The sequence below is a fragment of the Amorphoplanes friuliensis DSM 7358 genome (genome assembly GCF_000494755.1).
Taxonomy (GTDB): Bacteria; Actinomycetota; Actinomycetes; order Mycobacteriales; family Micromonosporaceae; genus Actinoplanes; species Actinoplanes friuliensis.
This window is the reverse complement of sequence record NC_022657.1, coordinates 7,204,372-7,223,687: the sequence shown is the minus strand read 5'-3', so window position 1 is coordinate 7,223,687 and position 19,316 is coordinate 7,204,372. Positions and strand designations below refer to the sequence as shown.

Annotated in this window: 17 protein-coding genes; 7 read left to right on the top strand and 10 right to left on the bottom strand. The window is 67.6% G+C overall.

Annotated elements, in window-relative coordinates:
- Positions 1-78: 78 nt before the first annotated feature.
- From AFR_RS33310 to AFR_RS33300, 3 genes are all read left to right on the top strand, one after another.
- Positions 79-291 carry a hypothetical protein gene (locus AFR_RS33310; protein ID WP_041843060.1) on the top strand — a complete coding sequence of 71 codons (213 nt, stop codon included), beginning with the start codon at positions 79-81 and terminating at the stop codon, positions 289-291.
- A 69-nt stretch (positions 292-360) separates the two neighbouring features.
- Positions 361-1,455, top strand: coding sequence for a sensor histidine kinase (locus AFR_RS33305; protein WP_023561227.1), 1,095 nt, complete (start codon positions 361-363; stop codon positions 1,453-1,455).
- Between the two features lie 29 nt (positions 1,456-1,484).
- Positions 1,485-2,096 carry a response regulator gene (locus AFR_RS33300; RefSeq protein ID WP_052359862.1) on the top strand — a complete coding sequence of 204 codons (612 nt, stop codon included), beginning with the start codon at positions 1,485-1,487 and terminating at the stop codon, positions 2,094-2,096.
- A 62-nt stretch (positions 2,097-2,158) separates the two neighbouring features.
- Here AFR_RS33300 and AFR_RS33295 read toward each other — a convergent pair whose 3' ends face one another.
- From AFR_RS33295 to AFR_RS44655, 9 genes are all read right to left on the bottom strand, one after another.
- Complete coding sequence (locus AFR_RS33295) at positions 2,159-5,998, bottom strand: discoidin domain-containing protein (protein WP_023561225.1); 3,840 nt, start codon at positions 5,996-5,998, stop codon at positions 2,159-2,161.
- Between the two features lie 81 nt (positions 5,999-6,079).
- Positions 6,080-8,836: a galactose-binding domain-containing protein gene (locus tag AFR_RS33290; RefSeq protein ID WP_041841334.1), complete on the bottom strand. Its 2,757-nt coding sequence runs from the start codon at positions 8,834-8,836 to the stop codon at positions 6,080-6,082.
- A 22-nt stretch (positions 8,837-8,858) separates the two neighbouring features.
- The gene (locus AFR_RS33285) at positions 8,859-10,454 is read right to left on the bottom strand and encodes a glycoside hydrolase family 13 protein (protein ID WP_041843057.1); all 1,596 of its coding nucleotides are present in this window, start codon (positions 10,452-10,454) and stop codon (positions 8,859-8,861) included.
- Positions 10,455-10,550: 96 nt separating this feature from the next.
- Positions 10,551-11,519 carry a carbohydrate ABC transporter permease gene (locus AFR_RS33280; RefSeq protein ID WP_023561222.1) on the bottom strand — a complete coding sequence of 323 codons (969 nt, stop codon included), beginning with the start codon at positions 11,517-11,519 and terminating at the stop codon, positions 10,551-10,553.
- Positions 11,520-11,529: 10 nt separating this feature from the next.
- Positions 11,530-12,444, bottom strand: coding sequence for a carbohydrate ABC transporter permease (locus AFR_RS33275; RefSeq protein WP_023561221.1), 915 nt, complete (start codon positions 12,442-12,444; stop codon positions 11,530-11,532).
- 58 nt (positions 12,445-12,502) lie between these two features.
- On the bottom strand, positions 12,503-13,864 hold the full coding sequence (locus AFR_RS33270) for an ABC transporter substrate-binding protein (protein ID WP_023561220.1): 1,362 nt from the start codon (positions 13,862-13,864) through the stop codon (positions 12,503-12,505).
- 219 nt (positions 13,865-14,083) lie between these two features.
- Positions 14,084-15,106 carry a LacI family DNA-binding transcriptional regulator gene (locus tag AFR_RS33265; RefSeq protein ID WP_023561219.1) on the bottom strand — a complete coding sequence of 341 codons (1,023 nt, stop codon included), beginning with the start codon at positions 15,104-15,106 and terminating at the stop codon, positions 14,084-14,086.
- Positions 15,107-15,351: 245 nt separating this feature from the next.
- The gene (locus AFR_RS33260) at positions 15,352-16,239 is read right to left on the bottom strand and encodes a helix-turn-helix domain-containing protein (RefSeq protein ID WP_084298221.1); all 888 of its coding nucleotides are present in this window, start codon (positions 16,237-16,239) and stop codon (positions 15,352-15,354) included.
- A gap of 30 nt (positions 16,240-16,269) precedes the next feature.
- Positions 16,270-16,512, bottom strand: a complete 243-nt coding sequence (locus tag AFR_RS44655) for a hypothetical protein (RefSeq protein WP_202964125.1) — start codon at positions 16,510-16,512, stop codon at positions 16,270-16,272.
- Between the two features lie 324 nt (positions 16,513-16,836).
- On the opposite strand from AFR_RS44655, the gene AFR_RS47030 reads away from it, so the two are divergent.
- Positions 16,837-16,986 (top strand): hypothetical protein, encoded by a 150-nt coding sequence (locus AFR_RS47030; protein WP_162181499.1) that lies wholly within the window; start codon positions 16,837-16,839, stop codon positions 16,984-16,986.
- A 73-nt stretch (positions 16,987-17,059) separates the two neighbouring features.
- Positions 17,060-17,527, top strand: coding sequence for a methyl-accepting chemotaxis protein (locus AFR_RS48520; protein WP_023561216.1), 468 nt, complete (start codon positions 17,060-17,062; stop codon positions 17,525-17,527).
- Positions 17,528-17,530: 3 nt separating this feature from the next.
- Here AFR_RS48520 and AFR_RS33250 read toward each other — a convergent pair whose 3' ends face one another.
- Positions 17,531-18,460, bottom strand: a complete 930-nt coding sequence (locus AFR_RS33250) for an aldo/keto reductase (protein ID WP_023561215.1) — start codon at positions 18,458-18,460, stop codon at positions 17,531-17,533.
- Positions 18,461-18,514: 54 nt separating this feature from the next.
- On the opposite strand from AFR_RS33250, the gene AFR_RS33245 reads away from it, so the two are divergent.
- Both AFR_RS33245 and AFR_RS33240 read left to right on the top strand, forming a co-directional pair.
- Positions 18,515-18,889, top strand: a complete 375-nt coding sequence (locus tag AFR_RS33245) for a MerR family transcriptional regulator (RefSeq protein WP_023561214.1) — start codon at positions 18,515-18,517, stop codon at positions 18,887-18,889.
- A gap of 4 nt (positions 18,890-18,893) precedes the next feature.
- A complete protein-coding gene (locus AFR_RS33240; RefSeq protein ID WP_023561213.1) occupies positions 18,894-19,295 on the top strand; it encodes a YchJ family protein in 402 nt (133 codons plus the stop codon).
- The last annotated feature ends 21 nt before the right edge of the window (positions 19,296-19,316 follow it).

Here is a 19,316-nt window from a genome sequence, read left to right as displayed (position 1 = left end):
ACGGCAACATCCACTCCGTACGGCCAGGAGAGGGGCGTCGCCCTACCGGAGGTGACAGACGTGGCGACTGTCGAACAGATGGTCAGTACGGGTGACGTGGTGCTCGTCGGCCGCGCCGCGAGCGTGCAGTTCGCCGGCCGCGCGGGCTTCGCGTTCCGGGTGGTGAGCGTCGACGCCCGGCCGACGTACGCCGGCTGGGTCTGGCTGGACGGCTACCAGCTCGACAGTCGCGGTCACGCGGTGACCCGCCGCCGCATCTTCGTCCGCCAGGCCGGCCTCGGCCGCGCGTAGACCCAGGTCTACGGCACCTCGCGACCTTGGTCGCTCCCGCACGCCCGGGTCACTTCCTAAAATCGGCGCATGGACCAGCGCGCGCACCCGGCACTCCGGTACGCGGCCGCCCTCGTGGTCATGGCGTTCTTCGGCGCCACGCTGATCACGGTGGTGAGCCGCGATCCGGGCCGGCTCGGTGAGGCCCTGCTGGATGCCGGCCTGGGCTTCGCCGGGCTCGGGCTGCTGCACTGGCGACACCGTCGCCCGTTTGCCGTCGCCCTCGTGATCGCCGTGTTCGCCGCGGCGTCCACGACGGCGTTCGGCCCGGCCTTCGTGGCCTTCGTGTCGCTGACCACCCATCGGCGTTTCCGGCAGATCGCGGTCGTCGGGGCGACGCTCTGGGTGGGCAACGCCGTCTCCGCGTTCTGGCGTGACGGTTTCTCCCAGGTGACGTCGGTCGGCATCGCCGCCATGACCCTGTCGCTGGTCACCCTGACGATCACCGGCCTGTACGTCGCCGGCCGCCGCGACCTGGCCGAGGCCGAGGCGCGGCGTGACGAGGAACGCCTCGAACAGGCCCGGCTCGGCGAACGGGTCCGCATCGCCCGCGAGATGCACGATGTCCTGGCGCACCGGCTGTCGCTGCTCTCGCTGCACGCCGGCGCCCTCGCCCACCGCACCGACCTCACCCCCGCCGAGGTCCGCGCGGCCGCCGCCGTGATCCAGGAGAACGCCCACCAGTCCCTGGACGAGCTGCGGGCGACCCTCGGCGTCTTGCGCGCGGAGACGGCACCGCAGCCGTCGTTCGACACGCTGGGCACCCTCTTCACCGAGGTCCGCGCGGCGGGTCAGCAGGTGACGGTCACCGACACCGTGCGGAGCCGCGAGGTGCTGCCCGTGCAGGCGGGGCGGCACGCCTACCGGATCGTCCAGGAGGGACTGACCAATGCCCGCAAGCATGCACCCGGAGCGCCGGTCACCGTGGCGCTCGACGGTGGTCCCGGCGCCGACCTGCGCGTCACGATCAGCAATCCGGCCCCGGCGAGCGCTGACACGGGCGAGGGCGTCGGTCTGGTCGGCCTGTCCGAGCGGATGGCGATGATCGGAGGCTCTCTGTCCCGGCGCCACGACGGCGGCCGGTTCGTGCTCGACGCGACGCTTCCGTGGGAGGTGCGGTCGTGATCCGGCTGCTCATCGTCGACGACGACGCCATGGTGCGTACCGGGCTGCGCCTCATCCTCGGCGGCGAGCACGACATCACGATCGTCGGCGAGGCCGCCGACGGCCGGGAGGCGGAAGCGCAGGTCCGCGAGCTGAGTCCGGACGTGATCCTGCTCGACATCCGCATGCCCGTCCAGGACGGCCTGGTCACCACCGAACGCCTCCGCGCATCCGGCCGGGCGCCCGCGATCATCGTGCTCACCACCTTCGACGCCGACGAGCACGTGCTGCGGGCGCTCGCGGCCGGTGCCGGCGGCTTCCTGCTCAAGGACACGCCGCCGGCCAAACTCATCGCGGCGATCCACGCGGTGGCGGCGGGCGAGCCGATGCTCTCGCCGTCGGTCACCCGCCAGCTCATCGCGGCGGCGACACACGCCCCCGGACCGGACAACGGCGCGGCGAGCGACCTGGCCCAGCTCACCGATCGTGAGCTCGAGGTGGCGGTGGAGATCGGCCGCGGCAGCTCCAACGCGGAGATCGCCACCAGGCTCTTCATGAGCGTCGCCACCGTGAAGGCCAACGTCACCCGCATCTTCCAGAAGTCCGGCTGCACCAACCGCGTCGCCCTGGCCATGAAGGTCCGCGACGCCGGCCTGCTCTGACAGGGTGAGGGGCCCGCACCGGAGGAATCGGTGCGGGCCCCTCGAGGGGTGGAGCGGCTGCGTCAGTTGCGGGTGATGGTGAAGGTGGACGTCGGGTTCTCGATGTCCTTGAAGTTGTTGCTCAGGGTCAGGTTGGTGAAGGTCGCCGAGCCGACCGCCGGGCCCTGGCCCGCCTCCGGCATCGGGTTGGCCCAGATGGCGTAACCCGACTTGGCGTCGAAGGCGTCACCGCTCTTGCGCGCCCCGGTGATCGAGACGTTGGTGAAGACGGTGTCCTTGACGGGGAACTGCGGCTGGCCGCCCACGTAGTTGGTCTGGAACATGATGCCCGAGTAGGTGGGGTCGACGATGTCGACGTTGCTCACCCGGATGCCCTGGAAGACCTTCGACGCGGAGAAGACCCAGATCGCCGGGAAGACCTGGGAGCCCCAGAAGTGGCCACCTGCCCGGACGATCGAGATGTTGTCGAACACGGTCGGCGGGTTGGCGCCGAAGCCGTTCATCGGGTAGCCGAAGTCCAGCGAGCTGATCGTGATGCCCGAGTAGACCAGGGTGTCCGCGATGTAGATGTTCTTGAAGGTGTTGGCGTACCCGCCGTAGACCGCGATGCCCGCGGCACGCCAGGTCAGCGTGGTGGACAGGTTGGAGTAGACGTTGTTGATCTCGTCGGAGCCGCCCGCGTCGATCGCGGAGAACAGCGCGAAGCTGTCGTCACCGGTGGCCCGGGCGTCGTTGTTGTCGACCAGGTTGTCGGTGCTGCCGTTGGTCATGTTGACACCGTCGGCGAACAGGTTGCGGATCCGGGAGTTCTTGATCGTCATGCGGTCGGTGTTGGCGCCCCAGTAGAGGCAGACCGTGTGCTCGGCCCAGATGTTGTCGATGGTCATGTTCGAGACGTTGGCCAGGTCGAAGACCTTGCCGGGGCCGTCGATGCGGTTGGTGTAGTTGCCGAAGAACGCGAAGTTCTTGAACGTGGTGCCGTTGGCGGTGGCGTCGGCCCGGAAGCCGGCGTCCGTCTCGGACTGGTTCTGCGGCGTGTAGAACCTCGTGTACCAGGGACCGGCGCCGACAACCTGCAGGGCCTTGCCGTACACCTGGAACTTCTGGGCGGTGGAGTAGTCACCGGCGGGCAGGTAGACGCCCACCTTGCTGCTGTCCTGCCGGGCCGCGTCGAACGCCGCCTGCACCGACTGCTGGTCGAAGCCGGTCGGCACGACGTAGGTGGCGGGGTTCGGGTTGGCGACCGGTGCGACCTGCTCGGTGTTGATGAAGTCGATCGCGATGTTGCCGCCGTTGCCGGAGTCCTTCTGCAGCTTGATGACGCTGCCCGCGGCCACCGTGCCGTTGAGCAGGATGTTCGCCTCGTCGTAGATGTGGCGCGGGTCGGAACCCGAGTTCTGCGGCGCCGTCTCGTTGCCGTAGAGCCACGCGAACTTCGAGGTCAGCGGCAGCGTCTTGTTCAGGGTGCCGTTGACGTAGACGTTGATCGAGCTGGTGGTGTTGTCCGGGATGGAGAAGCGGGCGACCACCGTGTTCGTGCTGGCCCGGGTCGTCCACTGGACGTAGGAGCCGGTCGAGTTCAGCGTGACGGCCTTACGGCCGGAAGCCTCACCCGCAAGATCGCCCACGGTACGGTTCGGGCCGACGACACTCGCGCCGCCACCGGTCTGGCCGTCCTCGGCCTCGTACATGTCGTACGGCATGTTCGCGCCGCGGCCGACGAAGAACGGCTTCTCGCTGGTGTTGTTGGTCCGCTTCACCGGCAGCTCGTTGGCGTCGTCGGCGAGCACGGTCCGCACCGTGTACTTGCCGTTGGCAGCGACCCAGGTGCCGAGGTTGATCGACGGCGAGGAGGCACCGGCGGCCAGCGTTCCGGAGTACGAGCCGGTCAGGGTCTTGATCGTGGCACCGGAGTCGCTGAGCACCGTGACCGTGACACCGTGCGCACCGCCGGCCGACGCCGCGGTGCCCTGGTTCTTGATGGTGACCGAGAAGGTGACCGTCTGACCCGCGGACGGGTTGCCGGGCGACCAGCTCACCACGGAGGCGACCAGGTCCGAGCTGCTGACCGGGGACACCACGAGGTTCGTCGGGTTGGTGTACGAGTTGTTCGCGTCGTTCTGCTCAACGACCGTGTTCGCCTCGTCGACCTTGGCGCTCAGCACGTACGTGCCGGCGTCGCGGGCGCCGATGCTCGCGGTGACCGTGGCGGAGGCCCCGGCCGCGAGGGCGCCGACGTTCGCGGTGCCGACCTTGGCCGTACCGAGGTAGAAGTTGACGTTGGAGGCCGGGCTGGCCGCGGTGCCGGCGTTGCGCACGGTGGCCGAGAGGGTCACCGTGTCGGTCTCGACCGGGGAGGCCGGGGAGAACGACAGGCCCGTGATCGTCAGGTCCGGGTTCGGCGCGGCGACACCGATGACCTGGAATTCCGCCACCTGGCCGCTGGGCGCGCCGGTGTTCGCGGTGAAGTTCAGCCGGACGTCGGCGGCGGTCGCGCTGACCGGAATGGTCACCGCGTTCCCGTTGGCCGGGTTGAAGGTGTACGTCGCGGACGGCACCAGCGTGGTGAAGCCGGACGCGCTCTGCTCACGGCCGAGGACCGAGAACGTCTGCGTCCGCGTACCCCAGTCGCTCGCCGGGTTGAGCTTGACCACGACGTTGCTGGTGGTGGCATTGGCGCCCAGCGAGACGGTCAGGGCCGCCGGATAGGCGCTGCCCTCCCAGTAGGTCGCGGTGTCGTTGTCGTTGGCGTTCGCGGCGACGAAGGTGAAGATGCTCGACGACGCGGTGATCGGCTTGCCGACGGCGAGGTTGCTGCCGCCGGTGACCGTTCCGGTACGCGTCACGGTGTTGCTCGCCGCCGACTCGTTGCCGGCCGCGTCCCGCGCCTTGACGTAGTACGCCACGGTGGCGCTCGCCGGCTGGCTGTCGGTGTAGGTGAGCGCGGTGACGGTCGTCTTCAGCGTGCCGTTGGCGTACACGTTGTACCCGGTGACGCCGACGTTGTCGGTCGACGCGCCCCAGGCGAGACGGATCTGCCCGGTGGCCGGCTGGGTGTACGACAGCGTCCCGGGTGTGGTCGGCGCGCTGTTGTCGCCGCTCTGACCCGTACGCGTGACGGTGTTGCTGTTGCCGGAGGTGTTGCCCGCGGCGTCCTTGGCCCGCACGTAGTACGCGACCGTGGCGCTGTCGGGCTGGTTGTCCAGGTAGGTCAGGACGTTGCCGGCGACCGTGGTCCGCAGAGTGCCGTTGGCGTAGACCTCGTAGCCCGTGACGCCGACGTTGTCGCTCGACGCGTTCCAGTTCAGCCGGATCTGGCCGCTCGCCGGCTGGGAGTACGCCAGCCCGCCCGGGGCCGACGGCGCCTGGGTGTCACCGGTCGCGGGGCCGTACACCTCGAGCTCGGAGATCTGACCGGCCGGCCAGCCGCTGTTGCCGGTGATGTTCAGCCGCACGTAACGGGTCGTGGTGGCGCCGAAGTCGATGGTGACGGTGTTGCCCGACGCCGGGTTGAACGTGTACCCCGCACTCGCCTTGAGATCGGTGAAGTTCGAGCCGGTGGTGCTGCCCTGCACGGCGAGGGTCTCCGTACGCGTCTGCCAGGCGGTGGCCGGTGGCAGCTTGAGGATGGCCTGGTTGACGCTGACGGCGGTGCCGAGGTCGACCTGCAGCCACTGCGGGAACGCGTTGTTCTGACTCTCCCAGTAGCTGCTCGGGTTGCCGTCGCCCGCGTTGCCGGCGCCGTACACGTCGGAGAAGCTGCTGGCGGAGAACGTCTTGCCGGCGGCCAGGTTGGGGCCGGCCGCGGCCGCGGGCGAGATCGGTGCGGTGACCTGGATCAGGGCGGTGACCAGGCCGGTGGCGACGACGGTGGCCAGTATCTTTTGTCTGAATCTGGACATGAGGGAGCGCGCCTTCTTCCGATGAGGGAGCGGGGAAACCGGGGAGGGCAAGATCGGTGGTTCCCGCCCTCCCCGGGCCAACTACGAGGTGTAGGCCTCGAACTCGGAGATCTGGCCCGCGGGCCAGCCGGTGTTGCCGGTGAACGTCAACCGCAGGTAACGCTGCGAGCTCGCGGTGAACGAGACGGTCGCGGTGTTACCGGAGGACGGGTTGAACGTGTAACCGGCTGACGCCTTGACGGTGCTGTAGGACGAGCCGTCGGCGGAGCCGAGGACCGACAGCGTCTGGGTCCGGGTGGCCCAGGCAGCCGCGGGCGGCAGCTTGAGCACGACCCGGGAGACGGACCGGGTCTGGCCCAGGTCCACCGTCAGCGACTGCGGGAAAGCGTTGCTGGTGCTCTCCCAGTAGGTGTTCGCGTTGCCGTCGGCCACGTTGGCCGGCGTGTAGACCTCGGCCTGGCTGGTCGCGCTGACCGGCCGTCCCGCGGCAAGATTTCCCGAAGGGGGAGGAGGCGTTGTCGTAGGCGGTGTTGTCGTTCCGCCGTCTCCGTAGGCCTCGAGCTCGGACAGCTGACCCGCCGGCCACCCCGTGTTGGCCGTGAAGGTCAGACGCAGATAACGACGGCTGCCGGAAGGCAGAGTGATCGTCGCCTGCGGGTTGAAGGCGTAACTCGTGGCGCCGACCAGGCTGCTGTAGGACGAGCCGTCCGCCGAGCCGCTGACTGCGATGGTCTGCGACCGGCTCTCCCAGCCCGGCGGCAGCTTCAGCACCAGCCGGCCGACGTTCTGGGAAGATCCCAGATCCACCGTGTACGTCTGGGGAAACGCGTTGTTGGTGCTCTCCCAGTACGTTGCCGCGTTGCCGTCGACCGCGTTCGCGCCCACGTACGGTCCCGAGGTGCTGGAGACGGTCACCGGCTTGCCCTGAGCCAGGTTGCCGCTGGCCGGGGGAGGCGTGGTGGGCGGCGTGGTCGGAGGTGTTGTCGGGGGAGTGGTGGTCGGCGGCGGTGTGGTGGTGTTACCCCACTGCGGTGCCGGCCATGGTCCGCAGTCCGGCGGGTCCACGAACCAGCCCGTGTTGGTGCCGGTCCGCGTGATCTGGAACGACGGGCCGACACAGTTGTGGATCGGCTTGGCCTGGGCGATGCCACTGGCACGGACGTTGTTGAAGCTGACCTGGCTCGGGGCCTGCACCTGCAGGGCGTACGTGCCGGCGCCCTGGATGTTGACGTTGCTCAGGTGGATGCCGTTCGTCTGGCCCTCGATCCACATCAGCGCCGAGTACGAGCTGTCCAGGATGTCGGTGTCGGTGATGTTGATCGTCGGGTTCTGGAACGCCTCGTTCAGCGCCGAGAACCAGATCGCGCCGACGCCGAACTGCCAGTTGTAATCGGAGTTGCCGGCCCGGATCAGCGTGTTGCGGGCGAGCGTCCAGGTGCCTTGCACGCCCGTTGCGCCGTTCACTCCGGGGTACCGGTTGGCGACGTGGATGCCGCCACCGTTGGTGACCGTGTCGGAGACGACGTTGTCCGTCATCACGATGTCCCGGCCGCCGTAACTGACCAGGTTGTTCGCCAGGATCGGCGCGACCACGGTGTTGCGGGTGAACGAGTTGCCGACGTTCGGGACACTCTCGGCCCACATGGCCAGGCCGTCGTCACCGGTGTTGCGGACGAACGTGTTGGTGACCGTGGAGTTGGTGACACCGATGTGGAAGTTCACACCGTCCGCGGTCTGGTCCAGGATCCGGCTGTTCTTGATGGTGAACCGGTCCATCGGCCCGTCCATCCACGCCCCGACCTTGGTGTGCTGCATCCACACGTTGTCGATCGTCGAGTTCGACATGGCCCCGCCGAACGCGTTGACCTGGTCGTCGTCGACCCGCTCGCGGATGTCACCGATGATGGCCAGGTCCTTGACGGTGACGTTCTGCGACGGTCCGCCCTGATTGTTGAACTTGCCGTAGAGACCCGCGGCCAGGTTGCGCTGGGTGGGATGCCGCCCGCCGAGCACGGTGTACCAGGGACCGGCGCCGACCAGCGTCACCCGGTCCACGATCACGTGGCTGTAGAGGGTGAAATTGCCCTGCGGGATGTAAACCGTGCGTCCCGCCGCGGAACCGGCGTTCACCGCGGACTGGATCTTCGCGGTGGAGTCCGTCGCACCGGTCGGGTCCGCGCCGTAATCGGCGACGACGTCGATCGCGTTGGCGGGCTTGCCGATCGGGCCGGGCACGTTCTCGAAGTCGGCCAGGTCGATGGTGAAGGTGGGCGACTGCGCGGTCGAGCTGACCTGCAGCCGTACCTTGGTGCCGGCCGCGTACGTGGTGCCGAACAGCGTGCGGGCCTCGTCGTAGAAGTGGTGCGGGTTCGAGTCGCCCGGGTTGTTGTTGAACGGGTACCCGCCGTAGAACCAGCTGTACTTCGACGTCACCGGCACCGACTTCACGACCGCGTTGTTGACGCGGACGTCGAGCGACGCGTCCCGGCCGGCGCCGTTGTTGCCGTCCGGCAGGCTGTACCGGAAGGTCACCGCGTTCGCCGGCTTGGTCAGCGTGAACTCGACGTACTCGCCGACGGCGTCGAGGGTGACGGCCTCACGACCGGACGCCTCCGACGACAACTGCCCGTAGTAGCGGCTGGTCCCGGTCTTCGTACCGTTGGTGGCAGCGGCCTCGGCCTCGGTCTCGACGAACGGGACGGTGGCGCCGCGGCCGACGATGTCGAACGGGGAGAGACCGGCGGCGCTGGCCGGGGACGCGGACCAGGTGATCACCGCCGTGACGGAAGCGGCCGCCACGGCGGCGGTGGATATCAGTGCGAGAGTTCGTCGTGCCATGGGGATCCTCTCTTGTTCTTTGTTACTCCTGGATGCGCAGCCACACGGCGGTGTCCTGGGGGAGGAGTGTGCCGTCGAGCGGACCGCTGGTGAGGAGAACGGAGTGGTGGTCCGGCAGTGCGACCGCGGCTCCGGACATGTTGAGCACGCAGGCAAAATCCCGCCCACGCGTGTACGCGAGCACACCCGGCCCGCTGTCCAGCCAGGTCATGCCGTCCTGGTGCAGACCCGCCTCGGTCTTGCGGGCGCGGATGGCCGACCGGTAGAGCTCCAGCATCGAGTTCGGGTCACCGGTCTGCGCCTCGACGGTCCGGTCCTTCCACTCGGCGGGCTGCGGCAGCCACGGCTCGCCGGTGGTGAAACCGAACGGCGCCTCGTCACCGGTCCACGGCAGCGGCACCCGGCAGCCGTCGCGGGTGTGACCGCGGCGGGCGTACATGGGGTCCTGCATCTGGTCGACCGGGATGTTCTCGTTTTCCCAGAGGCCGAGCTCCTCGCCCTGGTAGACGTAGGTCGAGCCGGGCAGCGAGAGCGAGAGCAGCGCGGCCGCACGGGCCCGGCGGGTGCCGAGCTCGAGGTCGACCGGGGTGCCGTCGAGGTTGTTCTCGAAGCTGAAGGTGGTCTCGGTGCGGCCGTACCGGGTGACGTGCCGGGTGACGTCGTGGTTGGACAGCACCCAGGTCGCCGGGGCTCCGATGGCCGCGTGCGCGTGCAGCGTGCGGTCGATGCACTCGCGCATCAACTGCGGATCCCAGGCACAGCCCAGGAAGTCGAAGTTGAACGCGGCGTGCAGCTCGTCGGGGCGCAGGTAGTTGGCGAACCGGTCCACCTCCGGCATCCACACCTCGCCGATCAGCGCGCGGCTCGGGTAACTGTCGGAGACGCGGCGCCAGGCGCGGTAGACGTCGTGCACCTCGTCGAGGTCGTGGAACGGGTGCCGCTGCCCGTCGACCACGGCCGGCAGGTCGCGGTCCTTGAAGAGCAACGCGGCCGAGTCGATCCGGATGCCGTCGACACCACGGTCGAACCAGAACCGCAGGATGTCCTCGAACTCCTCGCGGACCGCCGGGTGGTCCCAGTTGAGGTCGGGCTGCTCCGGGGTGAACAGGTGCAGGTACCAGTCGCCGGGAGTGCCGTCGGGATTTGTGGTGCGGGTCCAGGTCGTGCCGCCGAACTCGCCGACCCAGTCCGTGGGCATCTGATCGCCGTCCGGCCCCCGCCCCGGGCGGAACCAGAACAGCTCCCGCTCGGGCGCCTCCGGGTCGGCCAGGGCCTTCTTGAACCACAGGTGCTCGCTGGAGATGTGGTTCGGGACGATGTCGACGATCATCCGGATGCCCTGGGCGTGTGCCTCGGTGACCAGCGCCTCGGCGCCGGCCAGGGTGCCGAAGGCCGGGTCGATGTCGCGGAAGTCGGCCACGTCGTACCCCGCGTCGGCCATCGGCGACGGGTACCAGGGGCTCATCCAGATCGCGTCGACGCCGAGGTCCGACAGGTGGTCCAGGTGGGCGCGGATGCCGTCGATGTCCCCGATGCCGTCGCCGTCGCTGTCGGCGAAACTGCGCGGGTACACCTGGTAGATGACGGCGTCTCGCCACCAGGGATCCTGGTCGGAAATAGCCACGATGACCTGCTTTCTGATTGTCTCGACGTGGGGTTTCGGGCGCACGGGTCCCCACGGTCGTCGCTGACCGCTTGTGGGGAGCGGGCCGTGTCAGCCCTTCATCGAGCCCGCGGAGAGTCCGCCGATGATGCTGCGCTGGAAGATCAGGAAGACCACGATCATGGGAACGCTGGCGATGGCCAGCCCGGCCATGAAGTCGGTCGGTGGCACCTGGCTGGTGTTGGCGAGCCGGGCCAGCGCGACGCTGAGCGTCTGCGACTCCGGGTCCGGCAGCACCAGCAGCGGCCAGAGGAAGTCCTTCCAGAGGGCGATGATGATGAAGATCGACACCACTCCGAGGACCGGCCGGGACAGCGGCAGGATGATCGACCAGAGTTGCCGCAGCTTGCCGGCGCCGTCGATCGAGGCGGCGTCCAGCAGGTCGTCGGGGATCTGGTCGAAGAACCGCTTGAGCACGTACACGTTGAAGGCGTTGGCGACCGCCGGCAGCCACAGCGCCCACGGGGTGTTCAGCAGGTTGACGTGCACCAGCGGCACGTCGACCACGGTCAGGTAGGCCGGCACCAGCAGCGCCGAGGCGGGCAGCATCAGGCTGGCCAGGATCGACCCGAGCAGGATCTTGCCGAAGATCGGCTTCAGCTTGCTGAGCGCGTACGCGATGCCGACGTCGAGGACGAGCGAGACGAGCCAGCCGCCGGCCGCGTAGAACACCGTGTTGGTGAAGTACTTGGCGATCCGCATGCCGGACCACGCCGTCGCGTAGTTCTCCGGGTGCCACGAGTGCGGGATGAACGTCGGGGTGCTCAGGGCGTACTCGGCAGGTGACTTCACGGCGCTGGAGAACATCCAGTAGAGCGGCAGCAGGAACACCAGGACGAAGACGGTGATCGTGAGGCCGAGCACGGTGAAGTACAGGCCGCGGTGCCGCTGAAGATCGACGGTCGAGATCAGCGTACGGGTGGCCGGGCTCGTGCCGAGCAGTCCGCGCTTCCTGCGGGGCGGGACCACGGCGGGCTTGCCACCGTCGACGGGTGCCTGGGGCGGGGCGGTCAGGGTCATGGTTGTCTCCTCAGTCCCCGGTCCGGGTGAGCCGCAGGTAGAGCGCGGAGAAGGCGCCCAGCACCACGAAGAGCAGCACGCTCATCGCGGCGGCGAGGCCGAAGTCCTGGTTGACCGTGAAGGCGTACCGGTAGACCAGGATCAGCACCGTGATCGTGTCCGGATTGGACGTGCCGGTCAGCGCGAACGGCTCGATGAACACCTGCATGGTCGCGATGATCTGCAGCAGCAGCAGGACCAGCATGATGAAGCGCATCTGCGGGAGCGTGACGTGCCGCAGCCGCTGCCAGATGCTCGCGCCGTCCAGCTCGGCGGCCTCGTAGAGCTCACCCTGGATGCCCTGCAGCGCCGCCAGGTACATCAGCGTCGCGCCACCGAGGTTGGCCCAGGTCGACACCAGGACCAGCGAGATCATCGCCGTGCTCGACGACTGCGTCCACTGCGACTCGGGGAGACCGACACCGCGCAGCAACGTGTTGAAGAGGCCGTTGCCCGGGTCGTAGAAGTAGCGCCACAGCAGCACCGCCACGATCGGCGGCAGCATCACGGGCAGGTAGACCAGCACCCGGAAGAAGCCGCTGAAGTGGCGGAACTCGTTGAGCAGCACCGCGATGAAAAACGGCAGGACAAACCCGAAGACCAAGGCCAGCCCGGTGAACAGCAGCGTGTTCTTCCAGGCCGTGTAGAACAGCGGGTCGTCGAAGAGCGTCTGATAGTTCTCGAGCCCCACCCAGTACGGCGGGGTCACGAAGTTGTTCTGCTGGAAACTCAGGATCACGCCCCGGACGAGCGGATACCAGGAGAAGAAGGCGAAGCACACCAGGCCCGCCGCCATGAACGCGTACGCCAGAAGATTGTCCTGGATCTTCCGGCGCAGGCGGGCCGCACGCGAGTCGCGTGCCTGGGCCGCCGTGAGTACCGCCATCTTCGTTCCTTGTCGTCCAGGGCCGCCGGCGGGTGACCCCGCCGGCGGCTCAACGGGATTACTTGACGCTGGCCAGGATGCTGTTGGCCTGGGTCTCGGCATCGGCGAGGAGCTTGTCGATGTCGGCGTTCTTGTCGGTCAGGACCTTCTGCATGGCCACGTCGAGGGCCGCGTAGATCTGCTGCGCGTTCGGCGGCTCGAGCTTGACCGGGATGGTGCTCATGCCGGCCACGAACGGGGCGTAGTTCTCCTGCGGCACGTTGGCGTACTTCTTGTCGGCCGTGGCCTGGATCGCCGCCGCCTCACCGGTGAAGATGGCCGGCTCGGGCAGACCCACGGGCTGCTTGGTCTCGCTCGACCACTTGTTCTCGGCCTCGTAACGGTCCGCGGAGGTGAACCAGAAGGTCAGCCACTTGAGACCGGCGTTGATCTTCTCGGGGCTCAGGCCCGCCTTGAACATGTAGCCCTCGCCACCGCCCAGCGTGCCCTTGCCGTCCGGGATCGAGCCGAGGCCGTAGGTCTCGTACTTGCCCTTGTACTGGTTGACGATCGTCGGGATGTTGTCGGCGGTCGCCAGGTACATGCCGAGCTTGCCGGAGCCCATCTGCTGCAGCAGGTCGGCCCACTCGAGGAGCTGCTTCTGGCCCATCGAGTTGTCGGTCCAGCGCATGTCCTTCAGCTGCTGCAGGACCTGCTTGCCCTGCGCGCTGTTGAAGGCGGCCTTCCACGTGCCGCCGTTGTTGACGGCCATCTCGCCGCCGACGGAGTAGAGCTCGGTGGTGAAGTGCCAGCCGCCGGTGTTGCTCTTGCTGTAGTCGCCGTAGCCGACGTTGCCGCCACCCAGGTCGGCGATCTTCTTGGCGGCGGTCCGCACTTCCGCCCACGTCTTCGGCGGGGTGTTCGGGTCCAGGCCGGCCTTCTTGAACAGGTCCCGGTTGTAGAGCAGACCCATCGAGTAGTTCTTGTACGGCAGGCCGTACGTGCCGCCCTTGTCGTCCTGGAAGACGCGCTGCACCTCGGGCTTGATCTGCGAGGTGATCGGGTAGTCCTTGAGGTACTTGCTGATGTCCGACACCTGGCGCTTGGCGATCAGGCTGGCCGGGTCGGTGAAGTAGACGTAGAAGACGTCCTCGAGCTGACCACCGGCGAGCTTCGCGGGGAACGTCTGCGGGTCCATCTTGCCCTCACGGGCGTCGATCTTGATGTTGGGGTTCGCCTTCTCGAACTCGGCGACGTTCGCGAGGAAGCGGTCGTGCGTCGCCTTCTCGGTGGCGGGCGGAAGGCCGTTGATCACCAGCGTGACCTTGCCGTCCTTGGTCGTCGTCGTGTCGTCCCCGCTGTCGCCGCACGCGGCGGCGGACATGGCGACACCGGCGACGAGCAGGAGCCCTAGGGCACTGCGCAGCCTGCTTTTGAACATGGGGGATTACGCCCTTCCTGGGTGTGTGCGCGCCTATGGGTGAGTCAGAAATGTGACGTGGCTCTCGGTGCGATGTTTCGTGGCTGTGACGATACAAAGTCAAACGGTGTCCCGCAAGAAGTGAACCAACAACAGAAAAAACTCGACGGTTGTGCAACAGGGCACACAAAGAAGGGCGGGCCCGCAGGCCCGCCCTGGTGAAGTTGATGAATGTCCTGCTCAGCCGCCTGCGGCCACCCGATGCGGCACCGGGCCGGTCGACCCGCGCACCACCAGTTCCGGCTCGAAGAGCAACTCGTCCGTTGTCGCCGCAGCACCCTCGATCTGGTTCACGAGGACGTCCACAGCAGCCTGACCCATCAGCTCGATGGGCTGCCGCACGGTCGTCAACGGCGGGTCGGTGCACGTCATCAGCACGCTGTCGTCAAAACCGACCACGGACACGTCACGGGGCACGTCCAGCCCCAGCCGGCGGGCGGCACGGATCGAGCCCAGCGCAAGCACGTCACTGGCACAGATCAGCGCGGTGTTGCCGCGCTGGATCAGCCGCGTGGCCGCCAGCCGGGCACTCTCCATCGAGAAGTTGGTCCGCTCGACAGGCCAGTCCACCTCCGGACCGGACCAGGCCGCAACCTCCTTGACAGCAGCCAGCTTCCGGCGCGACGGCACATGGTCCTCCGGACCCATGACCATGCCGATCTTCTCGTGCCCGAGCGACCGCAAATGCCCGAAAGCCTGCTCCACAGCCACGGCGTCATCGGTCGAGATGTGCGGGAACCCCAGGTCGTCAACGCCACCGTTGACCATGACAACCGGCATCCGGCGGTCCAGCAACTGGCGGTAATGCCCGTGCTCGGCCTCGGCCAGCGCATAGGACCCACCAGCAAAGACCACACCGGACACCTGGTGGTCCAGCAGCATCTCGATGTAGTCACGCTCGGGCACACCACCGATCGTGCGCGCGCACAGCGCGGGGGTGAAACCGCGCTGCGCCAGCGACGCCGTCACCACCTCGGCCAAGGCCGGGAAGATCGGGTTCTGCAACTCCGGCAGCACCAGGCCGACCAGGCGCCCGCGCTCACCACGCAGCTTCGTCGGTCTCTCGTAGCCCAGCACGTCGAGAGCCGTCAGCACGGACGCCCGGGTCGCCTCGGAGACACCACTACGGCCGTTGAGCACCCGGCTGACGGTGGCCTCACTGACGCCGGCCTTCTTCGCCACTTCGGCGAGACGTTTGGTCACGAACGGAATCCTACGTCAGGCGCCTGCAAAACCTGTACAGCTGTTTGCAGCCCCTGACGAAACGATGACCACTCTTGCGAATACCGTCAGTTCAGCCCGGCAACAGCCCCATCGGTAGCGTCGGTGCGTCCGCGTCGGCGTGGTTGCGGGGAGATCCACCCGCTGGCGGTCAGGACCGCTACGTCGCCGGCTTCGTGCTGTCGACCCCTCGGCTCTTCGCGACCTGCTGGTGGCGAGAGCTGGCGTCAGCTTGTCGACGGCCTGCGAACCTGGTCGAGATAGAACTGCTCGTACTTGGCCAGCAAAGGCTCGATGTCGGTGACTGCGCACTCCAGAAACTCATCGAACACCCGTCGGTAAGCCCTCAAGTCAGCGCGGTTCTGGGAGGCGAGACCGGTGGTAAAGATGTCTACTACGATCAGCTCGTCATCGAACAGGACAAACCCGTGAAGTGGTGCGATCTCCACAGCCTTGCCATCGGGGACGATCCTGAGGGCAGCGTTGTGGTGACGATCGGCGACATTCCGTAGGTGACCCAGCTGAGACAGCATCTCCACCGGCGGGCAGATCTGATTCCTCAGTACGGATTCCGTGATGACAAAGCAGAAGGATCTTGTAGGGTCGGCGAGGATCTCCTGCCGCCGGATTCGCGCCGACACTGCAGACAGGACCGCAGCCTCGGCCAGCTCGTCGGTACCCAGCTCGGCTAGGCGTTGAAAGGACGTAAAGACGGATCGCGCGTAACCGCTGGTCTGGAGAAGGCCGGTAAGGATTGCGGGCTGAAAGTCGCGAACTGTCGTGATTGCGGATTCCCAGTCCGTCATGCGTTCTTGGCGACCGGCAAGGTTTTCGGCAGTCGGTCTCCAGTCGTTCACCTTGCCGGGCAGTCGCTCCACGCGCTCCATCAGAGCCGTTACTTGACGCTCGTCGGCGCCGAGTGCGCGGGCGATGGTGGCGACATCCTCGGGATCGGGTAGACCCCTGCCGCGCTCGATGCGCGAAATCTTGGGCTGACTCATGCCGATCATTCCGGCCAGTTGGGCTCCCGTGAGCCGGCGGGCGCGGCGCATGCGCGCCAGAGAGGCACCCACCGATTCGTCCGAGTCGGAGGGAGCTCCCTGATGATCTGCCATCGATTGCTCCCTCGCGTCACCGGGTCATCGTCAGGAAAGGTGGCTCGCGGCCTCGATCAGGAGCTCGCACGGAATTGCCACCAGGAACTCGCCCTCGGGGAGGTTGATGCCTGCTTGCTCCGCCGTCACTGGGAAGCCCTGGATGACAACCATGCCGGAGTCGCTCTTGTACACCGTCGGGCATGATCCCGCCGCACACCGGTTGGCGACCGCCTGAAGTAGGTAGATCTTTACTTGATCTGCATTGTCCGCTTGCTGGAAGGCGTTAGTCACCAGGGCACCTTATTCATTCACCCTGCATCGTCAAGCCGAATCGCCCGGTGGACTTCTTGAGAAGCATCCAAGGGATGAATCCATGTGCATGCTACCAATCAGCCACCTGTCTGATCCACTGCGTATTCAAGATCCTTTACCGCACTATGAATTTCTGTGGATTATTCACCCAGATTGCATAGATGCTCAACGGGTCCGTTGCCGTCGCCCGTGGAGGCAGTCATGATCAATAAAACAGAGGGATCTTGGTCGGGGGTGTCCGGTTCCTCGACTTCGCCGACACCTGCAAAAACATCCCGCAAGCGATGGGTGATCGTGATGGTGGTGACCGCCTGCGTTGTCGGTGTGGTGGCCGGGCTGCTGTCGCATGCGGCGGGCAACAACGTCCCGGCGGCGATCCTCACCGGAGGGGGAGCCTTTGCGGGGACCTTCGGGCTGCTGCTGACCACCGCTCACTACGCCAGCGCCGACTGAGAGATCGGGGGAATCTCCGCGGGCGACCGGCGCCGGGTGGGAATCTTGGGTATCCGAGGGAGGGCGAAGCGGGATGACCGACTGGGACGGGAACTACGAGGCGGGTCCGCACAGTTCGGTGCATCGGCTGGCGGATGTCAGTAGTGACATGGCGACGGCCACGCGGTCGGCGGTTCAGGCGGCGCAGACCGCTGTGGCCGTGATTCAGCGGCTCGAGGCCAGCAGCACCGAGATCGGCAAGGTTGTCGAGCTCATCGCCACGATCGCCAAGCAGACCAACCTGCTCGCGCTCAACGCCACCATCGAGGCCGCGCGGGCCGGGGAGGCTGGGCGGGGGTTCGCGGTCGTGGCCAGTGAGGTCAAGGATCTGGCGAACGAGACCGCCACCGCGACCAACGAGATCGGTGGGCAGGTCGGCGGCATTCGGAGTGACACGCAGAATGCCGTCTCCGCGATCGAGGAGATGCAGGGGCTGATCGAGGAACTCGACCGCTGCCAGCAGGTGATCAGCGGGATCGTGGTCGAGCAGCAGGCCGGCTGAGGGTCACGCCGCTTCGTCCAGGCGGGTGCGCTGGTCAGGGTCCAGGCCGAGGTCGAGGGCGTCCATGGCCTCGTCGAGGCGTTCGACCGTGGTGGCGCCGACGATCGGGTGGATCGGTGGGGTGCCGCCGAGGAGCCAGGCCAGGACGGTCTGGTGGCGGCCGGTGCCCAGTTCGGCAGCGACGGCGTCCAGCGCGGCGAGCCGGCGGGTGGTGCCCCGGTGCTCGTACGCCTCATCCAGCCGTGACGGCAGCACGTAGGCGCCGTTCATCAGCGCGGTGTACGCCCACAGTGCCACCCCGGTCGTCCGGCAGAAGTCCAGCACCTCGTCCGTGACCACCCGGTGCGCCGACGCCGGCAGCGGGGCCCCCGGTCGCGGCCGCAGGTACGAGTGCCGTAGTTGCAGCGCCGTCCAGCCCTCGACGCCGGTCGTGGCGGCGATCCCGCGGCCCTGTTCGACCCGCCACGCCGGATGGTTGGAGGCGCCGAGACGGGCGACGGCACCCTCGGTGACCAGGGCGCCGAACGCGCCGACGGTCTCTTCCAGGGGCACCGTGCGGTCCTCGACGTGCGCCCAGTAGAGATCGATCCGGTCGACGCCGAGCCGCTTACGGCTCAGCTCCGACGCCCGGCGGATCACCCCGGCGGACAGACCCTCGGCGGAGTCCAGGCCGCGGGCCGCGTCGGTGGGCTGGCCGCCCAGCTTCGTGCTGATCCGGACCCGCTCGCGGGCGCCGGGCCGCGCGGCGAGCCAGCGGCCGATCACTTCTTCGCTCTGCCCGCCGAAGCCGCTCGGATGGCCCCAGAACATGTAGTTGTTCGCGGTGTCGATCCATCGACCTCCGCGCTCGACGAAGCGGTCCAGCAGGGCGAACGACGCGCTCTCGTCGATCCGCGTCCCGAACAGCATGGCTCCCAGCACGATCTCGCTCATGGCGAGCACGGTGCCACCTGGAGTGCGCTCCAGATCAAGGGCAAAATCAACGGGATGCAGACCTATTCGCCGGGTGAGATCGCCGACCGGACCGGCTTCAGCCTCGACACGCTGCGGTACTACGAGCGCATCGGGCTGCTCGACGACATCGCTCGCACGCCGGGCGGGCAGCGAATCTTCAACGACGGCGACGTCGCCTGGCTGGAGATTCTGCGCTGCCTGCGCGACACCGGGATGCCCATCGCGCAGATGCGCCGGTACGCCGATCTGACGCGCGACGAGTGCACCATGCGGGAGCGTGTGGACCTGCTGGAGGAGCACGACCGGGAGATCGGCCGGCGGCTGGAGGAGCTCGCGGCGCAGCGTGAGCACATCCGCGGGAAGATCCGCTACTACCGGTCGCTCGACGTGCCGGCTGAGGGAGAATGACACCATGGCCCGACGTTCACCCCGCCTCACCACGTGTCCGTGCGGGCTCGGCCAGCCGTACGCCGAATGTTGCGGCCCGGCGCACGAGGGTAAGCCGGCGGCCACCGCCGAGGCCCTGATGCGTTCGCGTTATGCCGCTTTTGCGCTGGACGACGCCGCGTACGTGCTGAGGTCCTGGCACCCGGACACCCGGCCGGCCGATGTCGAGCCGGACCCGCAGATGCGCTGGACCGGTCTCGACGTGCTGGAGTCGACGGGTGGCGGGCTGTTCGACGCGGAGGGTGTCGTCGAGTTCACGGCGCACTACCGCGACGGCGGCCGGCCCGGTGAGATGCGTGAACGCAGCCGCTTCGTGCGGCACGACGGTCAGTGGGTGTACTGGGGTCCGGTCCTTACCAACACCTGACGGATGTGATCTCCTTCAGGT